The organism is uncultured Marixanthomonas sp., from assembly GCF_963974425.1.
Classification (GTDB): Bacteria; Bacteroidota; Bacteroidia; order Flavobacteriales; family Flavobacteriaceae; genus Marixanthomonas.
In genome coordinates, this window is sequence record NZ_CAXBCK010000008.1 from 41,963 (window position 1) to 64,501 (window position 22,539).

Consider the following 22,539-nt stretch of genomic DNA (forward strand, 5'->3'; position numbering starts at 1 on the left):
CTCTAATTGTCTTCTTGCATTGAATTCCAACCTCTTGCTACCAATGGAATTTTTGTGTTAGCTCGTGTTATTAAGTGCATCCCTTCACTCTCTTGAGTCATATGTCCAATAACGGTTAAGTGTGGGTTCCCTTTAATTTTTGGAAAATCTTCAGTAGAAATAGTAAATAACAACTCGTAATCTTCCCCTCCACTTAAAGCAATGGTGGTACTATCCATTTCAAATTCTTCGCAGGTTGAGATGACTTGTGGATCTAATGGAATTTTATCTTCATATAAATTACAACCTACTTTCGAGTTTTTACAAATGTGAATTATTTCAGAAGATAATCCATCACTCACATCGATCATAGAAGTAGGTTTAACGTCTAGGTCTTTCAATAAGACAGAGATGCCTTGTCGCGCTTCTGGCTTTAATTGACGTTCAATTATATAAGTATATTTATCAAGATCAGGCTGCGATTTCGGATTCACTTTAAAAACCTGTTTTTCACGTTCTAAAACCTGAAGACCTAAATAAGCAGCGCCCACATCACCTGTTAAAACCAATAAATCATTTTCTTTTGCGCCACTTCTATAAGTAATATTTTCTTTACTTACTTGACCCAAAGCCGTAACACTTATAACTAATCCTGTTGTAGATGAAGTAGTGTCACCACCCACCACATCAACATTATAAATACTTGCAGCCGTTTCAATTCCGGCATATAATTCTTCCAACGCCTCCACTGGGAATCGATTGGAAACAGCAATTGAAACGGTAATTTGGTTTGCCTTAGCATTCATAGCAAACACATCAGATAAATTGACTACAACAGTTTTATACCCTAAATGTTTTAATGGCATATAACTTAAATCGAAATGCACACCCTCCACCAACATATCTGTTGTAACGACTATTTGGTTATTTTCTTCGGAAGTAATAACTGCAGCATCGTCACCTATTCCTTTAACCGTAGTATCTTGCTTTATTTTAAAGTTTTTTGTTAAATGATCTATTAGGCCAAATTCACCCAATTCTGAAATGCTAGTTTTTGAATCGTTTTTATTATCGAACATGTATAGAAGGTTTTAGTATGCAAAAATAAGGGTTAACGTTTAAACAAACTGTCTTTGTCTTTAAAAACTCAATATTGATAATGAGTTAATTAGATGCTCGCCCTATAAATAATTTTTGTAGTTTCGCAACACATTTTCTATGATAATCTTATTAACTTATATCATTTAGTGCTAAATTCACAGTCTTATACCGTATAACCAAATACTTTACTAATGAAAAAAACTCTACTTTCACTCTTAATTTTGGCATGCACGCAAGTTTTCGCACAAACCCCTTGTAATAACGGGATGGCTGGTCCATACCCTTGTAATGGGTACGATTTACAATCACGCATTTCTCTTGGAGATATGAATGCAAATGCTGCAAATGATTCTTGGGGCTGGACAGACCCTCAAAATGGTAAAGAATATGCAATTATTGGTCTTGAAGGAGGCACTGCTTTTATTGACATTTCAGACCCTACAAATCCAATATATTTAGGAAAATTACCAACACACAGTTTTAGTAGCAATTGGAGAGATGTTAAAACATATAGTAATCATGCATTTATAGTTAGTGAAGATTTTTCACACGGAATGCAAGTTTTTGATTTAACCCGACTACGAAATGTAGCAAATCCACCGGAAACATTTACTGAAGATGCACATTATGATGATTTTGGTAATGCCCATAATATTGTGATAAACGAAGACACTGGTTACGCCTACGCAGTTGGAACATCTACTTATAATGGAGGCTCTCATTTTATAAACATACAAGACCCAACAAACCCTGTAGCTGCAGGTGGCTTTGGGAATGACGGATATACCCACGATGCACAAGTTGTTACTTATAATGGTCCAGATAGTGACTATACGGGTCGTGAAATTTTATTAAGTAGCAGCGGTTACGAAAACTATGTTTCTATTGTAGATGTTACCGATAAAGCAAACCCTCAAAGTATTTCAACCATTAATTATCCTAATTCAAGTTACACCCATCAAGGTTGGTTTACAGAAGATCAGCGCTTTTTTATACTTGGCGACGAAATAGATGAACAGGATTTTGGCTTTAACACAAAGACTATCATATTTGACTTGAGCGACCTTGATAATCCGGTATTAGATTTTGATTATTACGGAACAACTGAAGCTACCGATCATAATGGATATGTGCTTGGAGATAATTACTATTTAGCCAATTATGCTGCTGGATTGAGAGTACTTGATATTTCTGATATTGAAAATGGAAATATTTCCGAAACAGGATATTTTGACTCTTTCAGTGCTCATAATAGTGTGGGATATGAAGGTGTTTGGAATGTATATCCATACCTAGGAAGCGGTAACATTATAATCAGTGATCGCTCAGGAGGATTGTTTGTAGTAAAATCATCAGCTCCAGATACCACGAACCCTGTTGCAGTTTGCCAAAATGCAACTGTCTCATTAAATTCAAATGGAGAAATCATTGTTGACCCTAACCTATTGGACGGAGGCTCAAGCGATGATAGTGGTTCGTTCTCTTTATCCTTGAGTGAAAATACTTTTACCTGTTCAGATATAGGAGAAAACACGGTCACATTAATCGTAACAGACCCTTCAGGAAACACCGATAATTGCGCAGCAATAATCACTATAGAAGATACTACAGACCCTATATTAACGTGTACGGCAAATACCACTGTTGAATATGATTCTGGAGTCAATTTTTACACGCTACCCGATTATGTAATAAATGATATGGTACAAGCTTCCGATAATTGCACTCAGAGCCCATCCATTTTACAAGACCCTATTGCTGGAACAGAGCTTACAGAAGGAACATACACCATCAATTTTGAAGCTGAAGATGATGCTGGAAACGTGGGAAACTGCTCTTTTCAATTAACTGTAACAGAAGAATTATCTGTTAATGAAGTTTCTTTTGAAAATAGCATTAAAATATTTCCAGTACCCGTATTAGATGAAGTAAATATCACTTCGGAAAACAAAACAATTGAATTTATTGACGTTTATGATATTATGGGAAAAAGGGTTTATACCGAAAAAAACATCAACGTCACTAAAAAAATAATAAACATTTCAAGCCTTTCAAAAGGAATGTATTTTTTATCAATTAACAATAAAGCAACCAAAAAAATTGTAAAAAAATAAGCTCTTTTGTAATGTTATGAAACTCGACGAGACATACTCAATATCAGTAGCGCGCTAACATTTAATCTTTTACGTTAGGATTAGAAGCTTTAAAACAATATTTTCTATATAATTAAAACTTAAATAATGAAACAATTTTATCTACTCGCATTTTCACTTATCAGCACTGTTACTTTCAGCCAAACTCCATGTGAAAATGGAACCGCTGACGGTTTTCCTTGCCAAAACTTTGACTTATTATCGCATATTAGCCTTAGCGAAATGAATGCCTCTGGCGGAAACGACTCGTGGGGGTGGACCGATCCACAAGACGGTAAAGAATATGCTTTAATCGGTTTAGACAACGGAACTGCTTTTATCGATATCTCAGACCCAATTAACCCAATTTATTTAGGAAAATTACCTACGCACACATCATCAAGTACATGGCGAGATGTAAAAGTATATAGTGACCACGCTTTTGTAGTAAGTGAAGCCTCTGGGCATGGAATGCAGGTTTTTGATTTAACCCGATTAAGGGATGTAACCAATCCACCAGAAATATTTACAGAAGATGCACATTACGATGGCTTTGGTAGCGCTCATAATGTTGTTATAAACGAAGACTCAGGTTATGCTTACGGAGTAGGAACAGGAACATTTAATGGAGGTCCCCATTTCGTAAACATTCAAGATCCCCTTAACCCAGTTGGCGAAGGAGGATATGCAATGGATAGTTATAGTCATGATGCTCAAGTTGTTATCTACGCAGGTCCTGATTCAGATTATACAGGAACTGAAATTTTAATAGGAAGCAATGAAAATGAAGTGGTAATAGTAGATATCACCGATAAAGCCAACCCAGAAGGCATTTCAACTATAAGCTATAATAACGTAGGCTATACCCACCAAGGCTGGTTTACAGAAGATCAAAAGTATTTTATACTCGGAGACGAAACTGACGAAATATCTTTTGGCTTTAACACCAGAACCTTAGTGTTTGACTTTACAGACTTGGATAATCCCCAATTTCACACTGAATTTTCAGGTCCAACTCCTGCTATAGACCACAACGGTTATGTTGTTGGTGATAAATATTATTTTGCAAATTATTCAGCAGGTTTAAACGTATTAGATATAAGCGATATTGATAACCAAAACATTTCACAATACGGTTATTTTGACACCTATCCAAATAATAACGACGCCTCTTTTTCTGGTAGTTGGAATGTATACCCTTTCTTAGAGAGTAAGAATATAATTATTAGTGGCGGCGGTGGTTTCACTTTGGTTAGAGACAACAACGAATTAAACATTACCGAATTGAAGGAAACCAATTTTACCATATATCCAAATCCCGCTAAAGATAACCTAAACGTTGTTTCTGCAATTTCTCCTATACAACAAGTTGAAATATATTCAGTTATAGGTAAGCGTATTTTAAATTATACTTTTTCTGACAATAATAAAGAAGAGAGTCTTAACATAAATTCATTGCAAAGCGGAGTTTATTTGGTTAAAATCAATAACCTAACTACCAAAAGATTGGTGGTAAAATAACAATATGAAAATTTACAACTTAACCTATAACATATTATTTCTTTTTACATTCATAGTCCTTTTTTCTTGTAAAAAAGATGATTCCCCAACAGTAGTAGAGGAAGAGGAAACAGAAACAGAAAATGAAACCACAGGTTTTCAAGGTGAAATAGACTATATAAAAACTTATGGCGGTAGTAACCTTGACAAAGCAGTAAGTGTCGTATTAGCCAATGATGGGAACTATGTTATTTTAGGCTCTACTAAAAGTACCGATGGAGACATAATAGATAAAACCACATCCGATGAAGATTATTGGCTCTTAAAAGTAAAACCTGATGGCGAAATAATCTGGAGCAAAACATATGGTGGTCCCGAGGACGATACTGCTTCTAGCCTAGGAAAAACAAGTGATGGAGGCTATATAGCCTCTGGCTACAGTAGAGGTGCCGGCGGCGATGTTAGTAGTAATGCCGGATTTCATGACTTCTGGGTCGTAAAGTTTAGTGCTTCAGGTGATCTTCAATGGCAAAAAAGTTTTGGTTTTCCAGGAAGTGATAAAGCCTATAAAGCCAAGCAAACCAGAGATGGTGGTTATATAGTTGCAGGGGTGTTGGATGTTTCTGCCAGTAATGGTGATGGTGGATTAGGCTCCAGGAAACCTGAAAAAGAAGCAGGTAGATCTCTTCAGCATGCTGGAGGTGATTATTGGGTTATCAAACTGTCTGCAACGGGAGAGATGCAATGGAGAAATTATTTCGGTGGTACTTTTACCGATACCGCTTATGATGTTCTGCAGACCTCAGATGGAGCATACCTTGTTTTTGGCACCTCAGACAGTTCTGACGTAGACATTTCAGAAAACATTGGCACCTATGACTATTGGGTGATAAAAGTTTCTGCAAATGGAGAATTAGTATGGGAAAAAAACTACGGCGGCACACAAATAGAAAACCTATATACCGCAGCTAAAACTTCAAATGGGAGTTTCCTAATCTTTGGCGATACTCGTAGTGATGATATAAATGTAACCAGTAAGTTTGGAAATGCAGACATATGGGGTGCAGAAATTGATGAAGAAGGAGTGCTACTAACACAGCAATCTTATGGTGGACTTGAATTTGAAAGCGCTAGAGGTATTACTCAACTATCAAACGGAAATCACATTGTAACAGGTAACACCAGAAGTATAAATGGAGATTTTGATCAAAACAATGGTGACAATGACGCTTTGGTTATGATAATAGATGATAAACTAAGTATTGAATTTCAATTAACAGTAGGCGGCTCAACATTTGATTTTGCTCAAGATGCAATCGAGGCAGAAAATAACACCTACGTTATTGCAGGAAGTACACAGAGTAATGACAAAGATATTCCTTTAAACCGTGGTGTAGAAGATTTATTATTATTTAAAATTAAGTAAAAAACGTTAAATTATATCGAATGAAAAAGAATGTTTTATTATTATTTGCAGTGACCTTGACTCTTTTTGCATGTAAGGATGTAGATGAAGAAGAAGTTGTAAACCCCAACCGAAATGTTACTTTTAATTTTACTCAAAACTGGGAAAGCGAAGAAATCACTAATCCTGACTACCAAACCACTGAATATACAAATGCCAATGGTGAGGTATTAACTATCTCAAGGTTACGATATTTAATTTCAGATATTACATTTACCGATGAAGAAGGCGATAGTACCGTTATTAAAGGCTATAATTTAGTTAATGCGCGAGAAGGCACAAACCTACAGTACAAGCCTTCTAAAAAAATACCAGAAGGAACTTATGACCTAAGCTTTACTTTTGGTTTTGACGAGGAAGATAATATTGACGGTGCATATGAAGATTTAACTGCTGCAAGTTGGGGCGTTCCCGAACAACTTGGCGGAGGCTATCACTTTATGCAGATGGAAGGTACATTTATAGACAGTAACGATTCTCAAGCCCCATATCTATATCACACCATTCGAGCAGCCGATATGACAGAAGAAGGCCTACTATTAGAAGACACTTCGTTTGAAATAAGCTTAGGCACTGTAACAGTGAAAGAAGACGCCTCTTTTGAAATTAAAATGGACGTATCTGAATGGTATAAAAACCCAAATCGATGGGATTTAAATGTTTTGAACACTAATTTAATGATGAACTTCGAAGCGCAGAAAATGATGTCTGAAAATGGCAAAACTGTTTTTAGCCTAGGAGAAGAAACCACTGTAGAAGAATAGTAATTGATTTACTTTAAAAAAATACAAACAATTTTTCTTGTCACAGCATGCTGTCTTTTTATAGCCTCATGTTCAAGTGATAAAGGTAGCAATCCTGAAGAAGAAGGCTACGAACCAACTCCTTTGGACTTGAAAGTACCGGTGTTATTTCAGCAAACAATATCATCGCCGGTAATTCCTGAAGATAACCCTCAAACCGTCGAAGGGGTTGCTTTAGGTAAAAAATTATTTTTTGACCCCATTCTCTCTGGAGATAACACCTTAGCGTGTGCTGGTTGTCATGCACCAGAGGAAGCTTTTTCAGATTCAAGGCAATTTAGCCCAGGGATTGATGGCATAGAAGGGAGAAGAAATTCTATGCCTTTATTTAACTTAGCGTGGAATTATAAAGAAAACTTTTTTTGGGACGGCCGTGTTAATTCTATAGAAAAACAAGCTTTAGAACCTGTTATAGACCCTGTGGAAATGCATAACACGTGGCCAAATGCCATCTCGAATATACAATCAACATCAGCGTACCCAGAACTTTTTTCAAAAGCATTTGGCACCACTACTATAGACTCCACTTTAGTCTCTAAAGCAATTGCCCAGTTTGTACGCACCCTTATTTCAGGAAATTCAAGATACGATCAATTTTTACGTGGTGAAATAGAACTAACGGAAGCCGAACAGAATGGTCTGGAAGTCTATGTTGATGAAGAACGAGGCGATTGTTTTCACTGTCACGGCACACCCCCCAACGACCTACTTTGGACAGACAACGATTTTCACAATAATGGCTTAGACGAAATCTTTGACGATCTTGGTCGCGGTGCTGCCACCGGTGATCCAAGGGAGTTTGGTCTCTTTAAAACCCCTTCCTTGCGTAATTTGGCCTATACAGCCCCATATATGCACGATGGCCGTTTTGAGACTCTAGAAGAAGTAATAGATCATTATAGCGAGGGCTTAGTCTATTCTGAAACCATAGACCCACTTATGAAGGCCGTAGGCGACGGTGGCGTACAACTTACCAAACAAGACAAACAAGACCTTAAAGCTTTTTTACTTTCTTTATCTGATGAAAGTTTTATAAACAACCCAGACTTTCAAAAACCTTAGATTTTTTAGAGAAAAAATCCATAATCCTCGTTCAATTTTAAGTCTTTACGCCCCAATTTGTTAATTATTATTTAAAACTATAACGCCATAAGTTTAAATTGCCCCCTAACTATGGCTACCATCTGTATTTACCGTATATTTGCAGTCTAATAAGAACAAATTTATCTTATGATAAAAGTTAGTGAAAATGCGAAATCAAAACTAGAACAATTGATGTCTGAAGAGGGCTTCAATATAATAAACGATTTTGTAAGAGTAGGTGTAAAAAGCGGAGGTTGCTCTGGTTTGTCCTACGATCTTAAGTTTGATGACAAAATCGGGGAAAACGATAAACTTTTTGAAGATGAATCGGTGAAAATCGCTATCGATAAAAAAAGTTTTCTCTATCTAGTAGGAACCACGTTAGAATACAGCGGTGGATTAAACGGCAAAGGCTTTGTTTTCAACAATCCCAATGCAAACCGCACCTGTGGTTGTGGCGAAAGTTTTTCGCTCTAATTAATTTGAATAAAAATTTTACTTTGCTTTACATCTGAAATAGGTCTAGTAAAGAAGAATAAAAAAATAAAAGCTACAATGGCTAAGTTTACTGAAGACGATTTAAAGAAAGAACTCGAAACAAAAGAGTACGAATACGGATTTTATACTGATATAGAATCTGACACGTTCCCTGTTGGCTTAAACGAGGACATTGTTCGTGCTATTTCAAAAAAGAAAGAAGAGCCCGAATGGATGACCGAATGGCGTTTAGAATCTTTTCGTTATTGGAAAGAAATGATTGAACCTGAATGGGCAAACGTTCATTACAACAAACCAGATTTTCAAAACATATCATATTATTCAGCTCCTAACAAAAAACCGAAATACGACAGTATTGACGAAGTAGATCCAGAATTATTGGAAACCTTCAATAAGCTAGGTATTTCACTAGATGAGCAAAAAAAATTAGCAGGTGTTGCTGTAGATATTGTAATGGATTCCGTTTCAGTAACTACAACTTTTAAAGATACTTTGGCAAAGAAGGGGATTATTTTCTGCTCTATTTCCGAAGCAATTAAAGAGCATCCAGAACTTGTTAAAAAGTACTTAGGTTCTGTAGTTCCGCAGAAAGACAACTTTTACGCAGCTTTAAATAGCGCGGTGTTTAGTGATGGATCATTCTGTTACATTCCAAAAGGTGTACGATGCCCAATGGAACTTTCAACCTATTTTCGAATTAACCAGGCCGGAACAGGACAATTTGAGCGTACGTTAGTAGTTGCCGATGAAGACAGTTACGTAAGTTATTTAGAAGGCTGTACGGCACCTATGCGTGACGAAAATCAATTACACGCTGCAGTTGTAGAGTTGGTTGCTTTGGACGGCGCTGAGATTAAATATTCTACTGTTCAAAATTGGTTTCCAGGAAGTAAAGATGGAAAGGGCGGAGTATTCAACTTTGTGACAAAAAGAGGAATTTGTGAAAAGAACGCAAAAATTTCTTGGACGCAAGTAGAAACTGGAAGTGCCGTAACTTGGAAATATCCTAGTTGTATATTAAAAGGCGATAACTCTATTGGAGAGTTTTATTCAATTGCCGTTACTAACAACTTTCAGCAGGCTGATACCGGTACTAAAATGATTCACTTAGGAAAGAACACAAAAAGCACCATTATTTCAAAAGGTATTTCGGCTGGTAAATCGCAAAACAGTTATCGCGGATTAGTACAGATAAATAGCCGAGCCGGTAATTTTTCTCAGTGTGATTCGTTGCTAATGGGTAATGAGTGTGGAGCGCACACCTTCCCTTACATTGAAGCTAAAAGTAAAACAGCTCAAGTAGAGCACGAGGCAACAACAAGTAAAATTGGTGAGGACCAAATTTTTTATTGTAATCAACGTGGTATAGACACTGAAAAAGCAATCGCATTAATTGTAAACGGTTTCAGTAAAGAAGTTTTAAATAAACTACCTATGGAATTTGCCGTTGAAGCGCAAAAACTATTAGAAATTTCATTGGAAGGATCTGTAGGTTAATTTTTTCTGAAAAATAAAAACCCAAAATATAGTACCATGAAAAAAACATTTTTGCTGCTATTACTTTCAGCCACAGTGATTTCTTGTAACGATACAAAAAAAGAAACTGAAGAACAGCCTGAAGAAAAAGTCGCTTCGGCAACCGACGAGTCCGTAAAGACTTACAGAGGCGAATTTATTTACACCGACGATGCAGCAGTTTTAAAAGGAAACACATTTATTTATGGGGTTACTATAGACGATAAAAGCCAAGAATTGGCCGATAAGGTTTCCAAAATAAAAAAAGACGCTTATGATATGGTTCCAGTAATTGTTACTGGGGAAGTAAAACCAAATCCAAAAGCTGAAAACGAAGAGGTTTGGGAAGAAGTGATTACCATAAAAGATATTTTACATGTTAGCGATAAACCCGCTAAAAACGATATAAAATTAGAAGAAAAGAAAAGTTAATTATGCTACATATAAAAAACCTGCACGCAGGTATTGAAGGAAAAGATATTTTAAAAGGCATTAATTTAGAAGTAAAAGCTGGTGAAGTACACGCTATTATGGGGCCAAATGGTTCTGGTAAAAGCACCTTGGCTTCGGTTATTGCTGGAAAAGAAGAGTTTGAGCTTCAACAAGGCGAAATTGTCTTCGAAGGCGCTGAAATATCTGAACTGGATCCCGAAGAACGTGCTCATAAAGGCTTGTTCTTATCATTCCAATACCCTATTGAAATTCCTGGTGTTACAGTAACCAACTTTATAAAAACGGCTATAAACGAAACCCGTAAAGCTAAAGGCTTAGAAGATATGCCAGCCAGCGAAATGTTGAAAAGAATAAAGGAAAAGGCAGACATGCTAGAGATTGACCGAAAATTTCTGTCTCGTTCCTTAAATGAAGGTTTTTCTGGAGGTGAGAAAAAACGAAACGAGATTTTTCAATTAGCTATGATGGAACCAAAATTAGCCATCTTAGACGAAACAGACTCTGGTTTGGATATTGACGCCTTGAAAATTGTAGCTGACGGAGTTAACAAACTAAAAAGCAAGGACAACGCTGTTATTGTAATTACGCACTACCAACGTTTGCTAAACCATATAGTTCCGGATTATGTACACGTACTAATGGGCGGAAAAATAGTAAAATCTGGTGGTAAAGAATTAGCATATGAGCTTGAAGAACGAGGCTACGATTGGATTAAAGAAGAATTGGTTTAAACAAGCCTATTCCCTCTTGGAGGGGCAATGAGCAAGTTTTCCATAAATCTTAAACAAAGATAAAAATGAGTTTAAAAGATAAATTAGTTTCATCATACATCGCTTTTGAAGATCACTTGGAGCCCGACTCTCCTATACACGATCTTCGCAATAAAGCCATGAAAGTTTTTGAAGAACAAGGTTTCCCTTCCAAAAAGGAAGAAGCTTGGAAATACACTTCTTTAAAATCAGTTGAAAAAACCGATTACAGTATTTTCCCGAAGCAACAGGAAAAACATATTGAATTTAAGGATGTTAAAAAATACTTTCTGCACGACATCGATACCTATAAAATCGTTTTTATAGACGGTGTTTACAGTTCATTTTTATCTGAAACTACACACGATTCTATCGATGTTTGCCTGCTATCTTCTGCTTTGAACAAATCGAAGTACCAACCGGTAATCGAAGCATATTTCAATAAAATAGCAGAAAAAGATAGTCTTACTTCTTTGAATACTGCTTTTGCCAAAGAAGGAGCTTATATTCACATTCCGAAAAATAAGGAGGTTGAAAAACCTATTGAGATCATCAACTTCTCAACCGGAAATGAAGCGGCAGCTATGTTGCAGCCTCGTAATTTAGTAGTAGTTGGTGAAAATGCACACGTTCAGATTATTGAGCGCCATCAAAGTCTTTCAGAAAATGCTGTATTTACCAATAGTGTTACTGAAATATTCGCAGAAAAGCGTGCATATGTAGATTACTATAAGATACAAACCGACAATACTACAGCTTCTTTAATTGATAATACATACGTTTCGCAACAACGAGAAAGCAACTGCCGAGTACATACCTTTTCATTTGGTGGAAAATTAACTCGTAACAACCTTCATTTTTATCAATTTGGAGAGCGTTGTGATTCTACACTTAATGGTATTACTATTATTGAGGATAAACAACATGTAGATCACAATACCTTAGTGCACCACACAGCACCAAACTGTGAAAGTCACCAAGACTATAAGGGTATTTATGCGGATAAATCAACTGGGGTTTTTAATGGTAAAGTATTGGTTGATAAAGTAGCTCAAAAGATTGATGCATTTCAAAAAAACAACAACATATTAGTGGACGATGGTGCCACCATCAACTCTAAACCTCAATTAGAAATTTTTGCAGACGATGTAAAATGCACACACGGTTGTACCATTGGTCAATTAGATGAAGACGCTTTATTCTATATGCGTTCTCGTGGTATTGCTAAAAAAGAAGCTCGTGCATTATTAATGTATGCTTTTGCAAACAGTGTACTTGAAAGTGTGAAAATTCCCGAATTGAAACAACGTATCAATAAACTAATTGCCAAAAAAATTGGCGTTAGTCTGGGTTTTCAATTGTAATCACTCCTTAAATAAAATTTTCCATGGCCTTTAACGTTCAGGAAATTAGAAAAGACTTTCCCATTCTTCAACGTGAAGTAAATGGCAAACCCCTTGTATATTTAGATAATGCAGCTACGGCTCAAAAACCACAAGCGGTGATTGACTGTATTGTAGATTACTATTCAAATTACAATGCAAACATTCATCGTGGGGTGCATACGTTGTCTCAAGAGGCAACCGATGCGTATGAAGGTGCTCGGAAAAAAATTCAAGAACATTTCAATATACAACATTCGCACGAAGTTATTTTAACCGCGGGTACCACTCATGGTATTAATATGATAGCGAATGGCTTCAATGAATTTCTGAAAAAAGGCGATGAGATTATTGTTTCGGCTTTAGAACATCATTCTAATATCGTTCCTTGGCAAATGCTTTGTGAACGTACGGGAGCCGAATTAAAAGTAATTCCTATTGATGAAAAGGGCGTTTTAGTTCTTTCAGAATACGAAAAATTGCTCTCAGAACATACAAAGTTGGTTTTTGTAAATCATATTTCGAATGCATTAGGAACCATCAATCCAATTGCTGAAATTATTGAAATGGCACACAATGTCGATGCTGCGGTTTTAGTAGATGGAGCCCAATCTTGTTCGCACATTAAACCCGATTTACAAGCACTCGATGTTGACTTCTATGTAACGTCGGCCCATAAAATGTGTGGTCCCACAGGTGTAGGAATGCTCTACGGAAAAGAAGAATGGCTCAATAAATTACCTCCATATCAAGGGGGTGGTGAGATGATTGCCGAAGTAACTTTTGCAAAAACGACGTATGCCGGTCTACCACATAAATTTGAAGCTGGCACGCCTAATATTGCAGGCGGTATTGCTTTTGGTGCTGCAATTGATTACCTTAACAGTATCGGTTTTGATGAAATTGATGCACACGAACATGAATTATTGACCTATGCCACCGAGCAATTAACAGCGATAGAAGGGTTAAAAATATACGGAACAGGTGTTGCTAAAACATCGGTTATTTCGTTCAATATTGAAGGAATTCATCCATACGATATTGGTACTATTGTTGATAAATTAGGCATAGCGGTTCGTACGGGTCATCATTGTGCACAACCCATAATGGATTATTATAAGATACCCGGTACGGTTCGTGCTTCTTTCGCTTTTTATAATACAAAGGAAGAAGTTGATGCACTCGTTAAAGCCGTGAAGAAAGCAAAAACGATGTTAACTTAAACAGTAGAACTTATGAAATCACTTGCTACGCTTAGCCTATTAGTATTCGCCCTTGTTTTTACAAGTTGTGACGAAACAAAAAGAGTAATCGATGTTGCTGGAAATGTACAATTATCTGGAGATTACACTGTAACGAATGTTGAAGGCACTTCTATGTCTGCAACTAAGCCAACCATTACTTTTGCGGCTCTTAGTAGCAGAGTTTCCGGAAATGCTGGCTGCAACAATTACTTTGGTGATTACACAATTACCAACAATACTTTGACTTTAGGTGAATTGGCAGCCACTAAAAAAATGTGTGGAGAGGATGCGATGCAAGTTGAAGACAAGTTTTTAGAAACTATGAATAAAGTAGGCGGTTACCGTATTCAAGATAACGTGTTAACTTTATATGCAAAAAGCGACCAAAGTGTCCTGATAACCGCAACAAAAGACAAAGAAGAAAATTAATGACCATACAAGAGATACAAAACGATTTAATTGACGAGTTTTCCATGTTCGATGATTGGATGGAACGCTATGAATATATGATAGAGTTGGGAAAATCGTTACCATTAATTGATGAGGAACTTAAAACTGAAGATAAGCTAATTAAAGGTTGTCAGTCTCGTGTTTGGCTAAATGCCGAAGTAAAAGATGACAAAGTAGTCTTCACTGCAGATAGTGATGCCATTATCACAAAAGGCATTATTGCTATATTAATCCGAGCTTTTTCAAATCAAAAGCCAGAAGATATCATTGAAGCAGACACACAGTTTATTGACGAGATTGGCCTAAAAGAACATTTATCTCCTACCCGTGCAAATGGTTTGGTTTCTATGGTAAAGCAATTAAAATTGTATGCCGTGGCCTACCAAGCACAACTAAAAAATTAAAATTATGAGCGCTGAAACTATAAACACAACCGAATTGGGTGATAAAATCGTAAAAGTGATTAAAACTATTTACGATCCCGAAATCCCTGTAGATGTATACGAATTGGGATTAATCTACGATGTTTTCGTTAATGAAGACCACGAAGTAAAAATCTTAATGACGTTAACGACTCCCAACTGCCCCGTAGCAGAATCTTTACCTCAAGAAGTTGAAGACAAAGTGAAATCTATTAAGATGGTAAAAGATGCCGAAGTAGAAATCACCTTCGACCCACCGTGGAGTCAAGAATTAATGAGCGAAGAAGCAAAGCTGGAATTGGGGATGCTGTAAGTAGTGAATCGGTGGTTTCTATACTATTTTTGAGACAACTGCGTTGTTTAAAAATCACTCAACCACCTTACTTATGAAAAGAACTGAGGCGGTTGAGTGATTTTAATTACGTTGCAACGCAACATAATTAAAATTGTACCGAAACGCCGGGATTAACAACAAACCTTTATGCAAGAAGAAATTATAAACCGCGTAGCGAACAGTAAACTTATCACCTTTAATTTGGAAGATTTTTATCCAGAAGGAAAGCGGGTTTCCGTTGATATCTCGCAATGGTTACTGGAAGGTATTGTGTTGCGTGAAAAAGATTTCAGAAAGGAAATAAAAGAGTACGATTGGTCGCAATATGAAGCCTGTTTTGTTAATCTATATTGCTCTACCGATGCTATCATACCCGGTTGGGCATATATGTTTCTTTCGCTTCAGTTAGCGCCATATGCTAAAAAAACGGTAGTTGGTACTTCAGAAACACTTGAAAGTATTTTATATTCTGAAATTTTACATTCATTAGACGTTTCAGAATATAAAGATAAACCGGTTATCATTAAAGGCTGCGCCAACAAACCAATCCCTGAAAATGCTTATGTACTTCTTGCACAAAGACTTCAAGAAGTAGCTAAAAGCGTGATGTATGGTGAAGCCTGTTCTTCGGTTCCCTTGTTTAAAAGAAAGAAATAACACCTTTTCTTGGCTTGAATTCAGAAATTTTAAGAAATTCTGTTCTTTCAATAGAACCTTTATCATTTAAATTTGTGAAAAAACAAACCTTATTATGAAAAGATTATTTTTATTAGTATTATTTATTTCCCCATTTATTGCAATGGCGCAAGATGAAGAACCTAAAGACGGATGGACCCGTGCTGGGAATGTTTCTTTAATTTTTAACCAATCAGCCTTTAACGACGAATGGACCGGTGGTGGAACATCCAACTATGCTGCAAACCTTAATTTTACCTACGATTTTAACTACAGACAAGGAAAGTTAACGTGGGACAACCGTATTCTTGCAGATTATGGAATTACAAAAACAAAAGACAATGATTTTTCCAGAAAAACGAACGACCGATTAGAGTTGAATTCTATTTTAGGCCGTCAAATACAAGAAAGTAATTGGTATTACTCTTTCTTTGTGAACTTTAAAACTCAATTTGCAAAAGGATACGAGTTTGGCGAAGATGCTGATGGTAATGAAATTCGTACTGAAACAACTCGTTTTATGTCTCCTGGTTATCTCCAATTTGGACCTGGCATGCTTTGGAAAAAAAGCGACAACTTTAAAGTAAATATAGCCCCAGCAACAGCCCGTTTAATTTTTGTAAACGAAAAATTTACAACTGTTGATCCAGCATTAGCAGATGAGTTTAACGATGCAGGGGGTTATTTTGGTGTTGATGCGAACGAAACTACTCGTTTTGAATTTGGTGCCTCGATAAATGCTTATTATAAAGTAGATTTAATGGAAAACGTATCTATGGAAAATATTTTGGGGCTTTACTCTAATTACTTAGAAGACCCTCAAAATGTTGATCTAGATTACACCATGAACCTAGTATTGAAAGTAAACGACTGGATTACGGCCAATGCTACCTTCCAGGCTATTTATGATGATAATGCCGTGCAAGCTTTTCAAATACGTGAAACTCTTGGTATAGGTGTTGGTTATAAGTTTTAATAACTACTGAAATAATCATAAAAAAAACCGGCAAATTGAATTTGCCGGTTTTTTTTATTCTTCTTCATACAGATACTTCTCTGGATACAAAAAATTATTATAGGGAAAACGTGTAACGTGAATATCCCTTACTTTTTCATACACCAACTTCCTAAACTCTTCAAAATTATCTTTATTCAATGCTGAAATGAAAATAGCGTTTTCTTCACGGTTCATCCAAGTCTGTTTCCAATCTTTTAAAGTGTTATGCGCTGTTGTTTTTTCAGTAACCAGATCGTCTTCTTCAATTACTTCCGGTTGGTATTGGTCAATTTTATTAAAAACCATTATCACGGGTTTATCGGCACTTTCAATTTCGTCTAATACTTTGTTTACCGAAGCAATATGATCTTCAAAAGAAGGATGCGAAATATCGACTACGTGCAACAATAAATCTGCTTCCCGAACTTCATCCAAGGTACTTTTAAACGATTCTACCAATTGGGTAGGTAGTTTTCTTATAAATCCAACGGTATCGGTTAATAGAAATGGAAGGTTGCCAATTACTACTTTTCTAACGGTTGTATCAAGTGTTGCAAAAAGTTTGTTTTCGGCAAATACTTTACTTTTACTAATGCTGTTCATTAAAGTAGATTTACCAACATTCGTATATCCTACCAAAGCCACACGTACTAATGAACCACGATTTCCACGTTGCACTTCCATTTGCTTGTCAATCTTCTCCAACTTTTTCTTTAAAAGTGTAATACGGTCTCTTACAATACGACGGTCGGTTTCAATTTCGGTTTCACCAGGCCCGCGCATTCCAATACCCCCACGCTGACGCTCTAAGTGCGTCCACATACCAGCCAATCGAGGCAATAAATATTCATATTGAGCCAATTCCACTTGCGTACGGGCATAGCTGGTTTTGGCACGTTGTGCGAAAATATCGAGAATAAGATTTGTTCGGTCTATAATTTTACACCGTAATATCTTTTCTATGTTTTTTTGTTGTGCAGGAGATAATTCGTCATCAAAAATGGCAGTACCAATATCGTTTTCTTCAACAAATTCACGTACTTGCTCCATTTTACCACTCCCGATAAAAGTTTTAGGATTTGGCGAATCCATTTTTTGCGTAAAGCGTTTTGATACTTCACCTCCAGCCGTGTATGCCAAAAACTCTAATTCGTCCAAGTATTCGGTAGACTTATCTTCGTCTTGATATTGTGTTATTAAACCAATAAGTATGGTTTTTTCGTATTCTATTGTGGTTTGTTCAATCATATAATTAGTTCTGTAACAAAGATACAAAAGGTTTTGCTTCAGAATTTTGTATTTATAATCATTTAACGGACTGTAAGGAAAAGGGAGGGAAAATCTTCAGATAAAAAAAGGGCTCCAAATGAAGCCCTTTATAATCTTTTATAAGGTTAACTGTTTTAGTTTCCTGTAACCTTAATATTATCTACGTGATAACGAGTGGTTGCATTAGGGTCTGAACCTTCATACAAAAATGCAATATGAATAGGACCGTCAATACAAGAAACGTTAATTGGACCAACGGGTTGGAAGTCTCCAAAACCATCTGTTGGACCCGTTGGAATATTGGCATCTAAATATTGCCAATCTGCCGTGGTAACATCACCTGTAAAGTTTGTAGAAAACAATACACTTAAAATAGTGCCATTGTCAAAACTAGCTTGAACCTCAAAGCTTAATTCTTCACCAGAGGTACTGTCCATATCAATTTCTGGTGTTACCAACCAAGTTTCTATATCATCTTCTCCAGAGCTGAAACCAGATATTTGTGCATAGTTACTATCGTCGAAGTTTCCTATTTGCCATACGGTACTACCACCATTTACGTTTACATTGGTCCAACCTGCATCTACAAACTCCTCAATGGCATCAAATTCTTCAAAATTTACATTAAAGAATGGTGCCCCACCACCACTTGGGGTAGTACACACAAAGAATTCAGGGTCGCAGCGTTCGCTATCAAAGTTAATAGTGGAAGGGTCGTTTACCACTATATTAAATTCATTTCCAGAAAAATTACGCGTAAGAATACCAGATATAGTTCCTTGCCCAGTAGGTAGCAACAATGATTTAAAATCTGCAAATGTACTCGTGCTGAATATGGTTGTGTTACCAGTTCCACAGCTTTCTAGAATTCGTTCTCCATCAAAGCTATCGCTTGGTTCTCCTGCAAATGTTTTTCTATTATCGCCCAATACTTCGCTCCTGTTAAATTGTACATTATTTAATTGAACATACAAGTTTGTTTTATCTAGGGTAAAGTCTGCAATGTTTATAGGTAGCGGAGTAATTTCGGCAACTTCGGCATCTCGTATTAAAAATTCACCGATTTGAGATTCTGAAATTTGTCCTACTTCAACCCCATCACGAACTCCTAAAGTTAACACACCGCTGTCCATCCCTACCGTAAGGCCATCCAGTTTTACGAAAATTTTTCTGCCAAACTCATAGGTTGTAAATAAAGGGTTCACATCAACAAGTACTTTTACACCTCTAAGTGGGCTTGAAGCTTTATCTTGTATTATTATTTCTTCAAAAAAGTTACCGGCTTCATCACTCGATATTACATATCCTGAAACGTATGTGTCTGTTTCAGTAAAGGTTAACGTTGAATTTCCGTTGGCATTCATTTCCTGTAACAAGGCATCGTTCAATGCTCCAATGGTAATGATCGAGCCTGTGATGTTTGCAGCTTCGACATTCGTGTCTGGCACATCATAATCGTCGTCCTTAACACAGGAAGTAGCTACTACTACCAGTAAGAACAAGGTTATCAGTTTATAAAAGTTAAAAGTTTTCATTTTATATAGGTGTTTATTTTATTCGGTTTTAGTTAAAAGCGTAAGTAAAAGTTTAGGTAATAAGATGTTCCGTATCCAAAGAAATAACGGGGGCCAAAAATAGCACCGTTTGCTCGAGATTGGTCTTCTTGTAAATCTGTATACGTGGTTTTTCTCCCTTGTTCAAAACCGCCTGTTACATATTCTTGATTCAAAATATTATTAATTACAGCAAAGAAACCTACATAGTAGTCATCTATTTTCCAAGATTTTCCACCTACTGCGTTTACCAAAAAGTAATCTCCAAATTCTTCTTGTTTAAGGAGATCCTTTGCAACTTCAGGATCGTAATTTGAATAAGGTTGCCCATCAAAATCCGTACTGAAATTGGCAGAACGCGCTAAATTATTTACGTCAATATATGCATTACTGAAATAATTGGTCGTCGCACCAACCCACCAAAAATTAGGGTCGCGGTATTCAAACCCTATTTGATAAGCTCTTTCAGGTCCTCCAGCAATGTGATAGTTCTTTAGGTTAGTTGTACCATCACCAAAGGTTAATGGACCTTCAAAATCATCACTTGTTAAATACAAATTAGGATTATTATTATAAATGTATTGTCCAACCGATGCCGCAGCTTTTAACTTAATTGTAGGTGTTACTTGGGCCTCAATACCTAATTCGGCTCCTAAATGTCTTTTTTCAGCACCCGTAATTACTTCTTGTACAAAAGCGCCTTCATCGTAACCAAGACCCGTTAGGTTTTCAGTAAAGTAGAACCCTATATCTGTTGCGTCTTTAATATTTGCATAGAACCCCGTCAATCTCGCTTTTACTATGGGTGAACGGAAAATGTAGCTAAGGTCGGCACTTGTAATTTTCTCATCTTCCAAGCCAATAACTACATCGTTATTTTGACGTGCATTGCTAAAAGTGTTGCGAATGCTTGGGGCTTTTGTCAAGTAACCAGCATTAAAGTCAACTAAATGACGGCCTGTTACTTTATAAGTTGCCCCTCCTTTTACTTTAAAATTAGTAAAGCTTACTTTTTCGCTTTTTCCTAACGATCTGCTACCTGGGTAATTTCCGTTTTCATACAATCCATTACGTTGGTAATTAGTTGATGAAACTTCGGCACCTGTATAAAAATCTACTTTGTTGTATTTAAATTGAGCTTGGGCAAACCCTGTAAGTACATCGGCATTGACATCGTAATTATACTTGTAACGATCACCTTCTTTTACAATACGATTTCGGTTTTGCAAGTCACTCTGCGCTATATCGCCTACACTTATTTGTTGGTTTTGGGCTTCTTCGCCAGCAAAGAAATCTACATCTAAATAACCTGTACCTCCCAATAAGTCTTTTAGTTCAGCAAAATTTTCACTTTTTAAATTTCGGTAATTGATGCTACCAGTAAAAAGGATGTTTTCAGCAAAACTGGTATTTAAAATTGAGTTTACTGTAAACTGGGTGTCATCTGTCCTATCTTTTTGTATAGCATAAATTGAGTTTCCTCCTTCTGCCCGTACAATAGCATTGGCTCTATATAAGGATTCCCAATCTAATTGACCGTCATTTATAAACTCCTGTTCGGCCAAATATGCATTTCGATAATCAGCAGTTGTCGGGTCGTCATCTTGCAAAAAATAACTCGGTAAACGCTGGTAGTAATTCCCCAAAGGATTACGCGCACCACCAATATAGGCCTCTTCTCCGTCAATATTTATCAATCTTGTACCCCCATTGTCTATACGAGTATTTCCCATTTTTCCAAATTGGTAGCCAAGGTTAGTATTAAGTGTAGTTTTATCTGAAATATTCCAGTAATGGTTTAACATTATGACTGGTTCTTCAATTTCCCGAACGCGACTATTACGTTTATCTCCATCTTGATAGCCCCAGTTTGGGTTGTATCTTCTATCTTTTAGGTCTTTCATTTCTTGAGTAATAGCCGTAGATTTTCCTCTTCTATTTGGTGTATAAAAACCTGAAAAATTTAAACTATGATCATCGCTCAATTGTTTTTCTACTGCAGCAAATATGGAGTTAGCATCATATAATGTACCATCTATATATCCTTCATTACCAAAACGTCTAGAAACCAATACCGAGTAAGCCCAACCATTGTTTAACAGACCACTATTATACGACCCCATAACGCGACCAGTATAACTACGATTTGCCATAGCATATGAAATTCGTCCTCCTTCTCTATATTGGGAAGCACGCATAACGATATTAGTAGTACCGGCAATGCCCCCGAATGTATAATCATTAGGACTCAATCCCATTGAAAACTCTCGGTTTCGTTGTGCATCATTTAATCCGCCCCAATTACTCCATTGTGGACGACCATTGTATTGCTTGTTCATTTCAATACCGTTAATTAATACTTTCCCATTTTCATTGTCTAATCCTCTTGGACGGAAAAAAGTAGCACTAAAATCGAAAGCGGCGGCATTAAGAAACACATCCCTTGATGCTTGCAAAAGCCCTGAAATATTAAAAGAAGTACCATCGTCTTGATCCAACTCATTATCTGAAAGACTAATAACACCTATCTGAGCTTCCACTTCAGTTAGGTCAACCTCTAATAAAATTGGATCAAGGTTAATAGTTTTTCCATTTTGAATAATAATTGGAATACGTTGGCTTATATAACCGGGCTTAACTACCAAAAGGACCTGTTCTCCTTGTGGCAAATCACTTGTTGTAAAACCGAAAGTACCTTCAGCAGAGGTTTCAGTACTGAAATTGCTAGATTGTATACTTATTTCAACGTCCGGTATCGGCTCACTAGAATTAGTATCTACAATCCTTCCCTTTACAATTGTGTCTTGGGCGACTAAAGATAAAGTTCCCAACAACCCAATCCATAAAGTTAAAATGAACTGTTTCATCTTGTAGTTAGTTGTTTTAAAAGATTAAATTATTATTACTAAAGAGAGTAAAACTACATTTTTTAATT

At 36.5% G+C, this 22,539-nt stretch carries 20 protein-coding genes; 16 read left to right on the forward strand and 4 right to left on the reverse strand.

Annotated features, from left to right (window positions below; all coding sequences use genetic code 11):
* Window positions 1-2: 2 nt before the first annotated feature.
* A complete protein-coding gene (gene thiL, locus AACZ92_RS03450; protein ID WP_339697164.1) occupies window positions 3-1,058 on the reverse strand; it encodes a thiamine-phosphate kinase in 1,056 nt (351 codons plus the stop codon).
* 213 nt (window positions 1,059-1,271) lie between these two features.
* Here thiL and AACZ92_RS03455 point away from each other — a divergent pair, with 213 nt between their 5' ends.
* The 16 genes from AACZ92_RS03455 to AACZ92_RS03530 all read left to right on the forward strand — a co-directional run bounded on the left by AACZ92_RS03455 (window position 1,272) and on the right by AACZ92_RS03530 (window position 16,761).
* Window positions 1,272-3,194, forward strand: a complete 1,923-nt coding sequence (locus AACZ92_RS03455; protein ID WP_339697166.1) for a choice-of-anchor B family protein — start codon at window positions 1,272-1,274, stop codon at window positions 3,192-3,194.
* 126 nt (window positions 3,195-3,320) lie between these two features.
* Complete coding sequence (locus AACZ92_RS03460) at window positions 3,321-4,733, forward strand: choice-of-anchor B family protein (protein WP_339697168.1); 1,413 nt, start codon at window positions 3,321-3,323, stop codon at window positions 4,731-4,733.
* 4 nt (window positions 4,734-4,737) lie between these two features.
* Window positions 4,738-6,138, forward strand: a complete 1,401-nt coding sequence (locus AACZ92_RS03465) for a hypothetical protein (RefSeq protein ID WP_339697170.1) — start codon at window positions 4,738-4,740, stop codon at window positions 6,136-6,138.
* A gap of 20 nt (window positions 6,139-6,158) precedes the next feature.
* Window positions 6,159-6,941 (forward strand): MbnP family protein, encoded by a 783-nt coding sequence (locus AACZ92_RS03470; RefSeq protein WP_339697172.1) that lies wholly within the window; start codon window positions 6,159-6,161, stop codon window positions 6,939-6,941.
* A gap of 3 nt (window positions 6,942-6,944) precedes the next feature.
* Complete coding sequence (locus AACZ92_RS03475) at window positions 6,945-8,042, forward strand: cytochrome c peroxidase (RefSeq protein ID WP_339697174.1); 1,098 nt, start codon at window positions 6,945-6,947, stop codon at window positions 8,040-8,042.
* Between the two features lie 168 nt (window positions 8,043-8,210).
* Window positions 8,211-8,540: an iron-sulfur cluster assembly accessory protein gene (locus AACZ92_RS03480; protein WP_117158019.1), complete on the forward strand. Its 330-nt coding sequence runs from the start codon at window positions 8,211-8,213 to the stop codon at window positions 8,538-8,540.
* Between the two features lie 78 nt (window positions 8,541-8,618).
* Window positions 8,619-10,058: a Fe-S cluster assembly protein SufB gene (gene sufB, locus AACZ92_RS03485; RefSeq protein WP_339697178.1), complete on the forward strand. Its 1,440-nt coding sequence runs from the start codon at window positions 8,619-8,621 to the stop codon at window positions 10,056-10,058.
* A gap of 36 nt (window positions 10,059-10,094) precedes the next feature.
* Window positions 10,095-10,508 carry a hypothetical protein gene (locus tag AACZ92_RS03490; protein ID WP_339697180.1) on the forward strand — a complete coding sequence of 138 codons (414 nt, stop codon included), beginning with the start codon at window positions 10,095-10,097 and terminating at the stop codon, window positions 10,506-10,508.
* Between the two features lie 2 nt (window positions 10,509-10,510).
* Window positions 10,511-11,260, forward strand: coding sequence for a Fe-S cluster assembly ATPase SufC (gene sufC, locus AACZ92_RS03495; protein WP_339697182.1), 750 nt, complete (start codon window positions 10,511-10,513; stop codon window positions 11,258-11,260).
* Between the two features lie 65 nt (window positions 11,261-11,325).
* Window positions 11,326-12,642: a Fe-S cluster assembly protein SufD gene (gene sufD, locus AACZ92_RS03500; protein ID WP_339697184.1), complete on the forward strand. Its 1,317-nt coding sequence runs from the start codon at window positions 11,326-11,328 to the stop codon at window positions 12,640-12,642.
* A gap of 23 nt (window positions 12,643-12,665) precedes the next feature.
* Window positions 12,666-13,883, forward strand: a complete 1,218-nt coding sequence (locus tag AACZ92_RS03505; protein ID WP_339697186.1) for a cysteine desulfurase — start codon at window positions 12,666-12,668, stop codon at window positions 13,881-13,883.
* 12 nt (window positions 13,884-13,895) lie between these two features.
* Window positions 13,896-14,333 (forward strand): META domain-containing protein, encoded by a 438-nt coding sequence (locus tag AACZ92_RS03510; protein ID WP_339697188.1) that lies wholly within the window; start codon window positions 13,896-13,898, stop codon window positions 14,331-14,333.
* The gene (locus AACZ92_RS03515; RefSeq protein ID WP_117158026.1) at window positions 14,333-14,758 is read left to right on the forward strand and encodes a SufE family protein; all 426 of its coding nucleotides are present in this window, start codon (window positions 14,333-14,335) and stop codon (window positions 14,756-14,758) included. Before AACZ92_RS03510 ends, AACZ92_RS03515 begins: the two co-directional genes overlap by 1 nt.
* A gap of 4 nt (window positions 14,759-14,762) precedes the next feature.
* The gene (locus tag AACZ92_RS03520; RefSeq protein WP_117158027.1) at window positions 14,763-15,089 is read left to right on the forward strand and encodes an SUF system Fe-S cluster assembly protein; all 327 of its coding nucleotides are present in this window, start codon (window positions 14,763-14,765) and stop codon (window positions 15,087-15,089) included.
* Window positions 15,090-15,257: 168 nt separating this feature from the next.
* Window positions 15,258-15,767 carry a DUF2480 family protein gene (locus tag AACZ92_RS03525; RefSeq protein WP_339697191.1) on the forward strand — a complete coding sequence of 170 codons (510 nt, stop codon included), beginning with the start codon at window positions 15,258-15,260 and terminating at the stop codon, window positions 15,765-15,767.
* Window positions 15,768-15,861: 94 nt separating this feature from the next.
* Entirely contained in the window at window positions 15,862-16,761 is a 900-nt protein-coding gene (locus tag AACZ92_RS03530; RefSeq protein WP_339697193.1) for a DUF3078 domain-containing protein, read from the forward strand.
* A 54-nt stretch (window positions 16,762-16,815) separates the two neighbouring features.
* Here AACZ92_RS03530 and hflX read toward each other — a convergent pair whose 3' ends face one another.
* From hflX to AACZ92_RS03545, 3 genes are all read right to left on the reverse strand, one after another.
* Window positions 16,816-18,030, reverse strand: coding sequence for a GTPase HflX (gene hflX, locus AACZ92_RS03535; RefSeq protein ID WP_339697195.1), 1,215 nt, complete (start codon window positions 18,028-18,030; stop codon window positions 16,816-16,818).
* A 155-nt stretch (window positions 18,031-18,185) separates the two neighbouring features.
* A complete protein-coding gene (locus AACZ92_RS03540; RefSeq protein WP_339697197.1) occupies window positions 18,186-19,586 on the reverse strand; it encodes a DUF5689 domain-containing protein in 1,401 nt (466 codons plus the stop codon).
* 32 nt (window positions 19,587-19,618) lie between these two features.
* Window positions 19,619-22,471, reverse strand: a complete 2,853-nt coding sequence (locus AACZ92_RS03545; protein ID WP_339697199.1) for a carboxypeptidase-like regulatory domain-containing protein — start codon at window positions 22,469-22,471, stop codon at window positions 19,619-19,621.
* Between the last annotated feature and the right edge of the window lie 68 nt (window positions 22,472-22,539).

What these genes read in the sequence shown, in the direction of transcription:
- thiL (WP_339697164.1), bottom strand. Translation starts at nt 1,058, where the DNA reads ATGTTCGATAATAAAAACGATTCAAAAACTAGCATTTCAGAATTGGGT.
- AACZ92_RS03455 (WP_339697166.1), top strand. Translation starts at nt 1,272, where the DNA reads ATGAAAAAAACTCTACTTTCACTCTTAATTTTGGCATGCACGCAAGTT.
- AACZ92_RS03460 (WP_339697168.1), top strand. Translation starts at nt 3,321, where the DNA reads ATGAAACAATTTTATCTACTCGCATTTTCACTTATCAGCACTGTTACT.
- AACZ92_RS03465 (WP_339697170.1), top strand. Translation starts at nt 4,738, where the DNA reads ATGAAAATTTACAACTTAACCTATAACATATTATTTCTTTTTACATTC.
- AACZ92_RS03470 (WP_339697172.1), top strand. Translation starts at nt 6,159, where the DNA reads ATGAAAAAGAATGTTTTATTATTATTTGCAGTGACCTTGACTCTTTTT.
- AACZ92_RS03480 (WP_117158019.1), top strand. Translation starts at nt 8,211, where the DNA reads ATGATAAAAGTTAGTGAAAATGCGAAATCAAAACTAGAACAATTGATG.
- sufB (WP_339697178.1), top strand. Translation starts at nt 8,619, where the DNA reads ATGGCTAAGTTTACTGAAGACGATTTAAAGAAAGAACTCGAAACAAAA.
- AACZ92_RS03490 (WP_339697180.1), top strand. Translation starts at nt 10,095, where the DNA reads ATGAAAAAAACATTTTTGCTGCTATTACTTTCAGCCACAGTGATTTCT.
- sufC (WP_339697182.1), top strand. Translation starts at nt 10,511, where the DNA reads ATGCTACATATAAAAAACCTGCACGCAGGTATTGAAGGAAAAGATATT.
- sufD (WP_339697184.1), top strand. Translation starts at nt 11,326, where the DNA reads ATGAGTTTAAAAGATAAATTAGTTTCATCATACATCGCTTTTGAAGAT.
- AACZ92_RS03505 (WP_339697186.1), top strand. Translation starts at nt 12,666, where the DNA reads ATGGCCTTTAACGTTCAGGAAATTAGAAAAGACTTTCCCATTCTTCAA.
- AACZ92_RS03510 (WP_339697188.1), top strand. Translation starts at nt 13,896, where the DNA reads ATGAAATCACTTGCTACGCTTAGCCTATTAGTATTCGCCCTTGTTTTT.
- AACZ92_RS03515 (WP_117158026.1), top strand. Translation starts at nt 14,333, where the DNA reads ATGACCATACAAGAGATACAAAACGATTTAATTGACGAGTTTTCCATG.
- AACZ92_RS03520 (WP_117158027.1), top strand. Translation starts at nt 14,763, where the DNA reads ATGAGCGCTGAAACTATAAACACAACCGAATTGGGTGATAAAATCGTA.
- AACZ92_RS03525 (WP_339697191.1), top strand. Translation starts at nt 15,258, where the DNA reads ATGCAAGAAGAAATTATAAACCGCGTAGCGAACAGTAAACTTATCACC.
- AACZ92_RS03530 (WP_339697193.1), top strand. Translation starts at nt 15,862, where the DNA reads ATGAAAAGATTATTTTTATTAGTATTATTTATTTCCCCATTTATTGCA.
- hflX (WP_339697195.1), bottom strand. Translation starts at nt 18,030, where the DNA reads ATGATTGAACAAACCACAATAGAATACGAAAAAACCATACTTATTGGT.
- AACZ92_RS03540 (WP_339697197.1), bottom strand. Translation starts at nt 19,586, where the DNA reads ATGAAAACTTTTAACTTTTATAAACTGATAACCTTGTTCTTACTGGTA.
- AACZ92_RS03545 (WP_339697199.1), bottom strand. Translation starts at nt 22,471, where the DNA reads ATGAAACAGTTCATTTTAACTTTATGGATTGGGTTGTTGGGAACTTTA.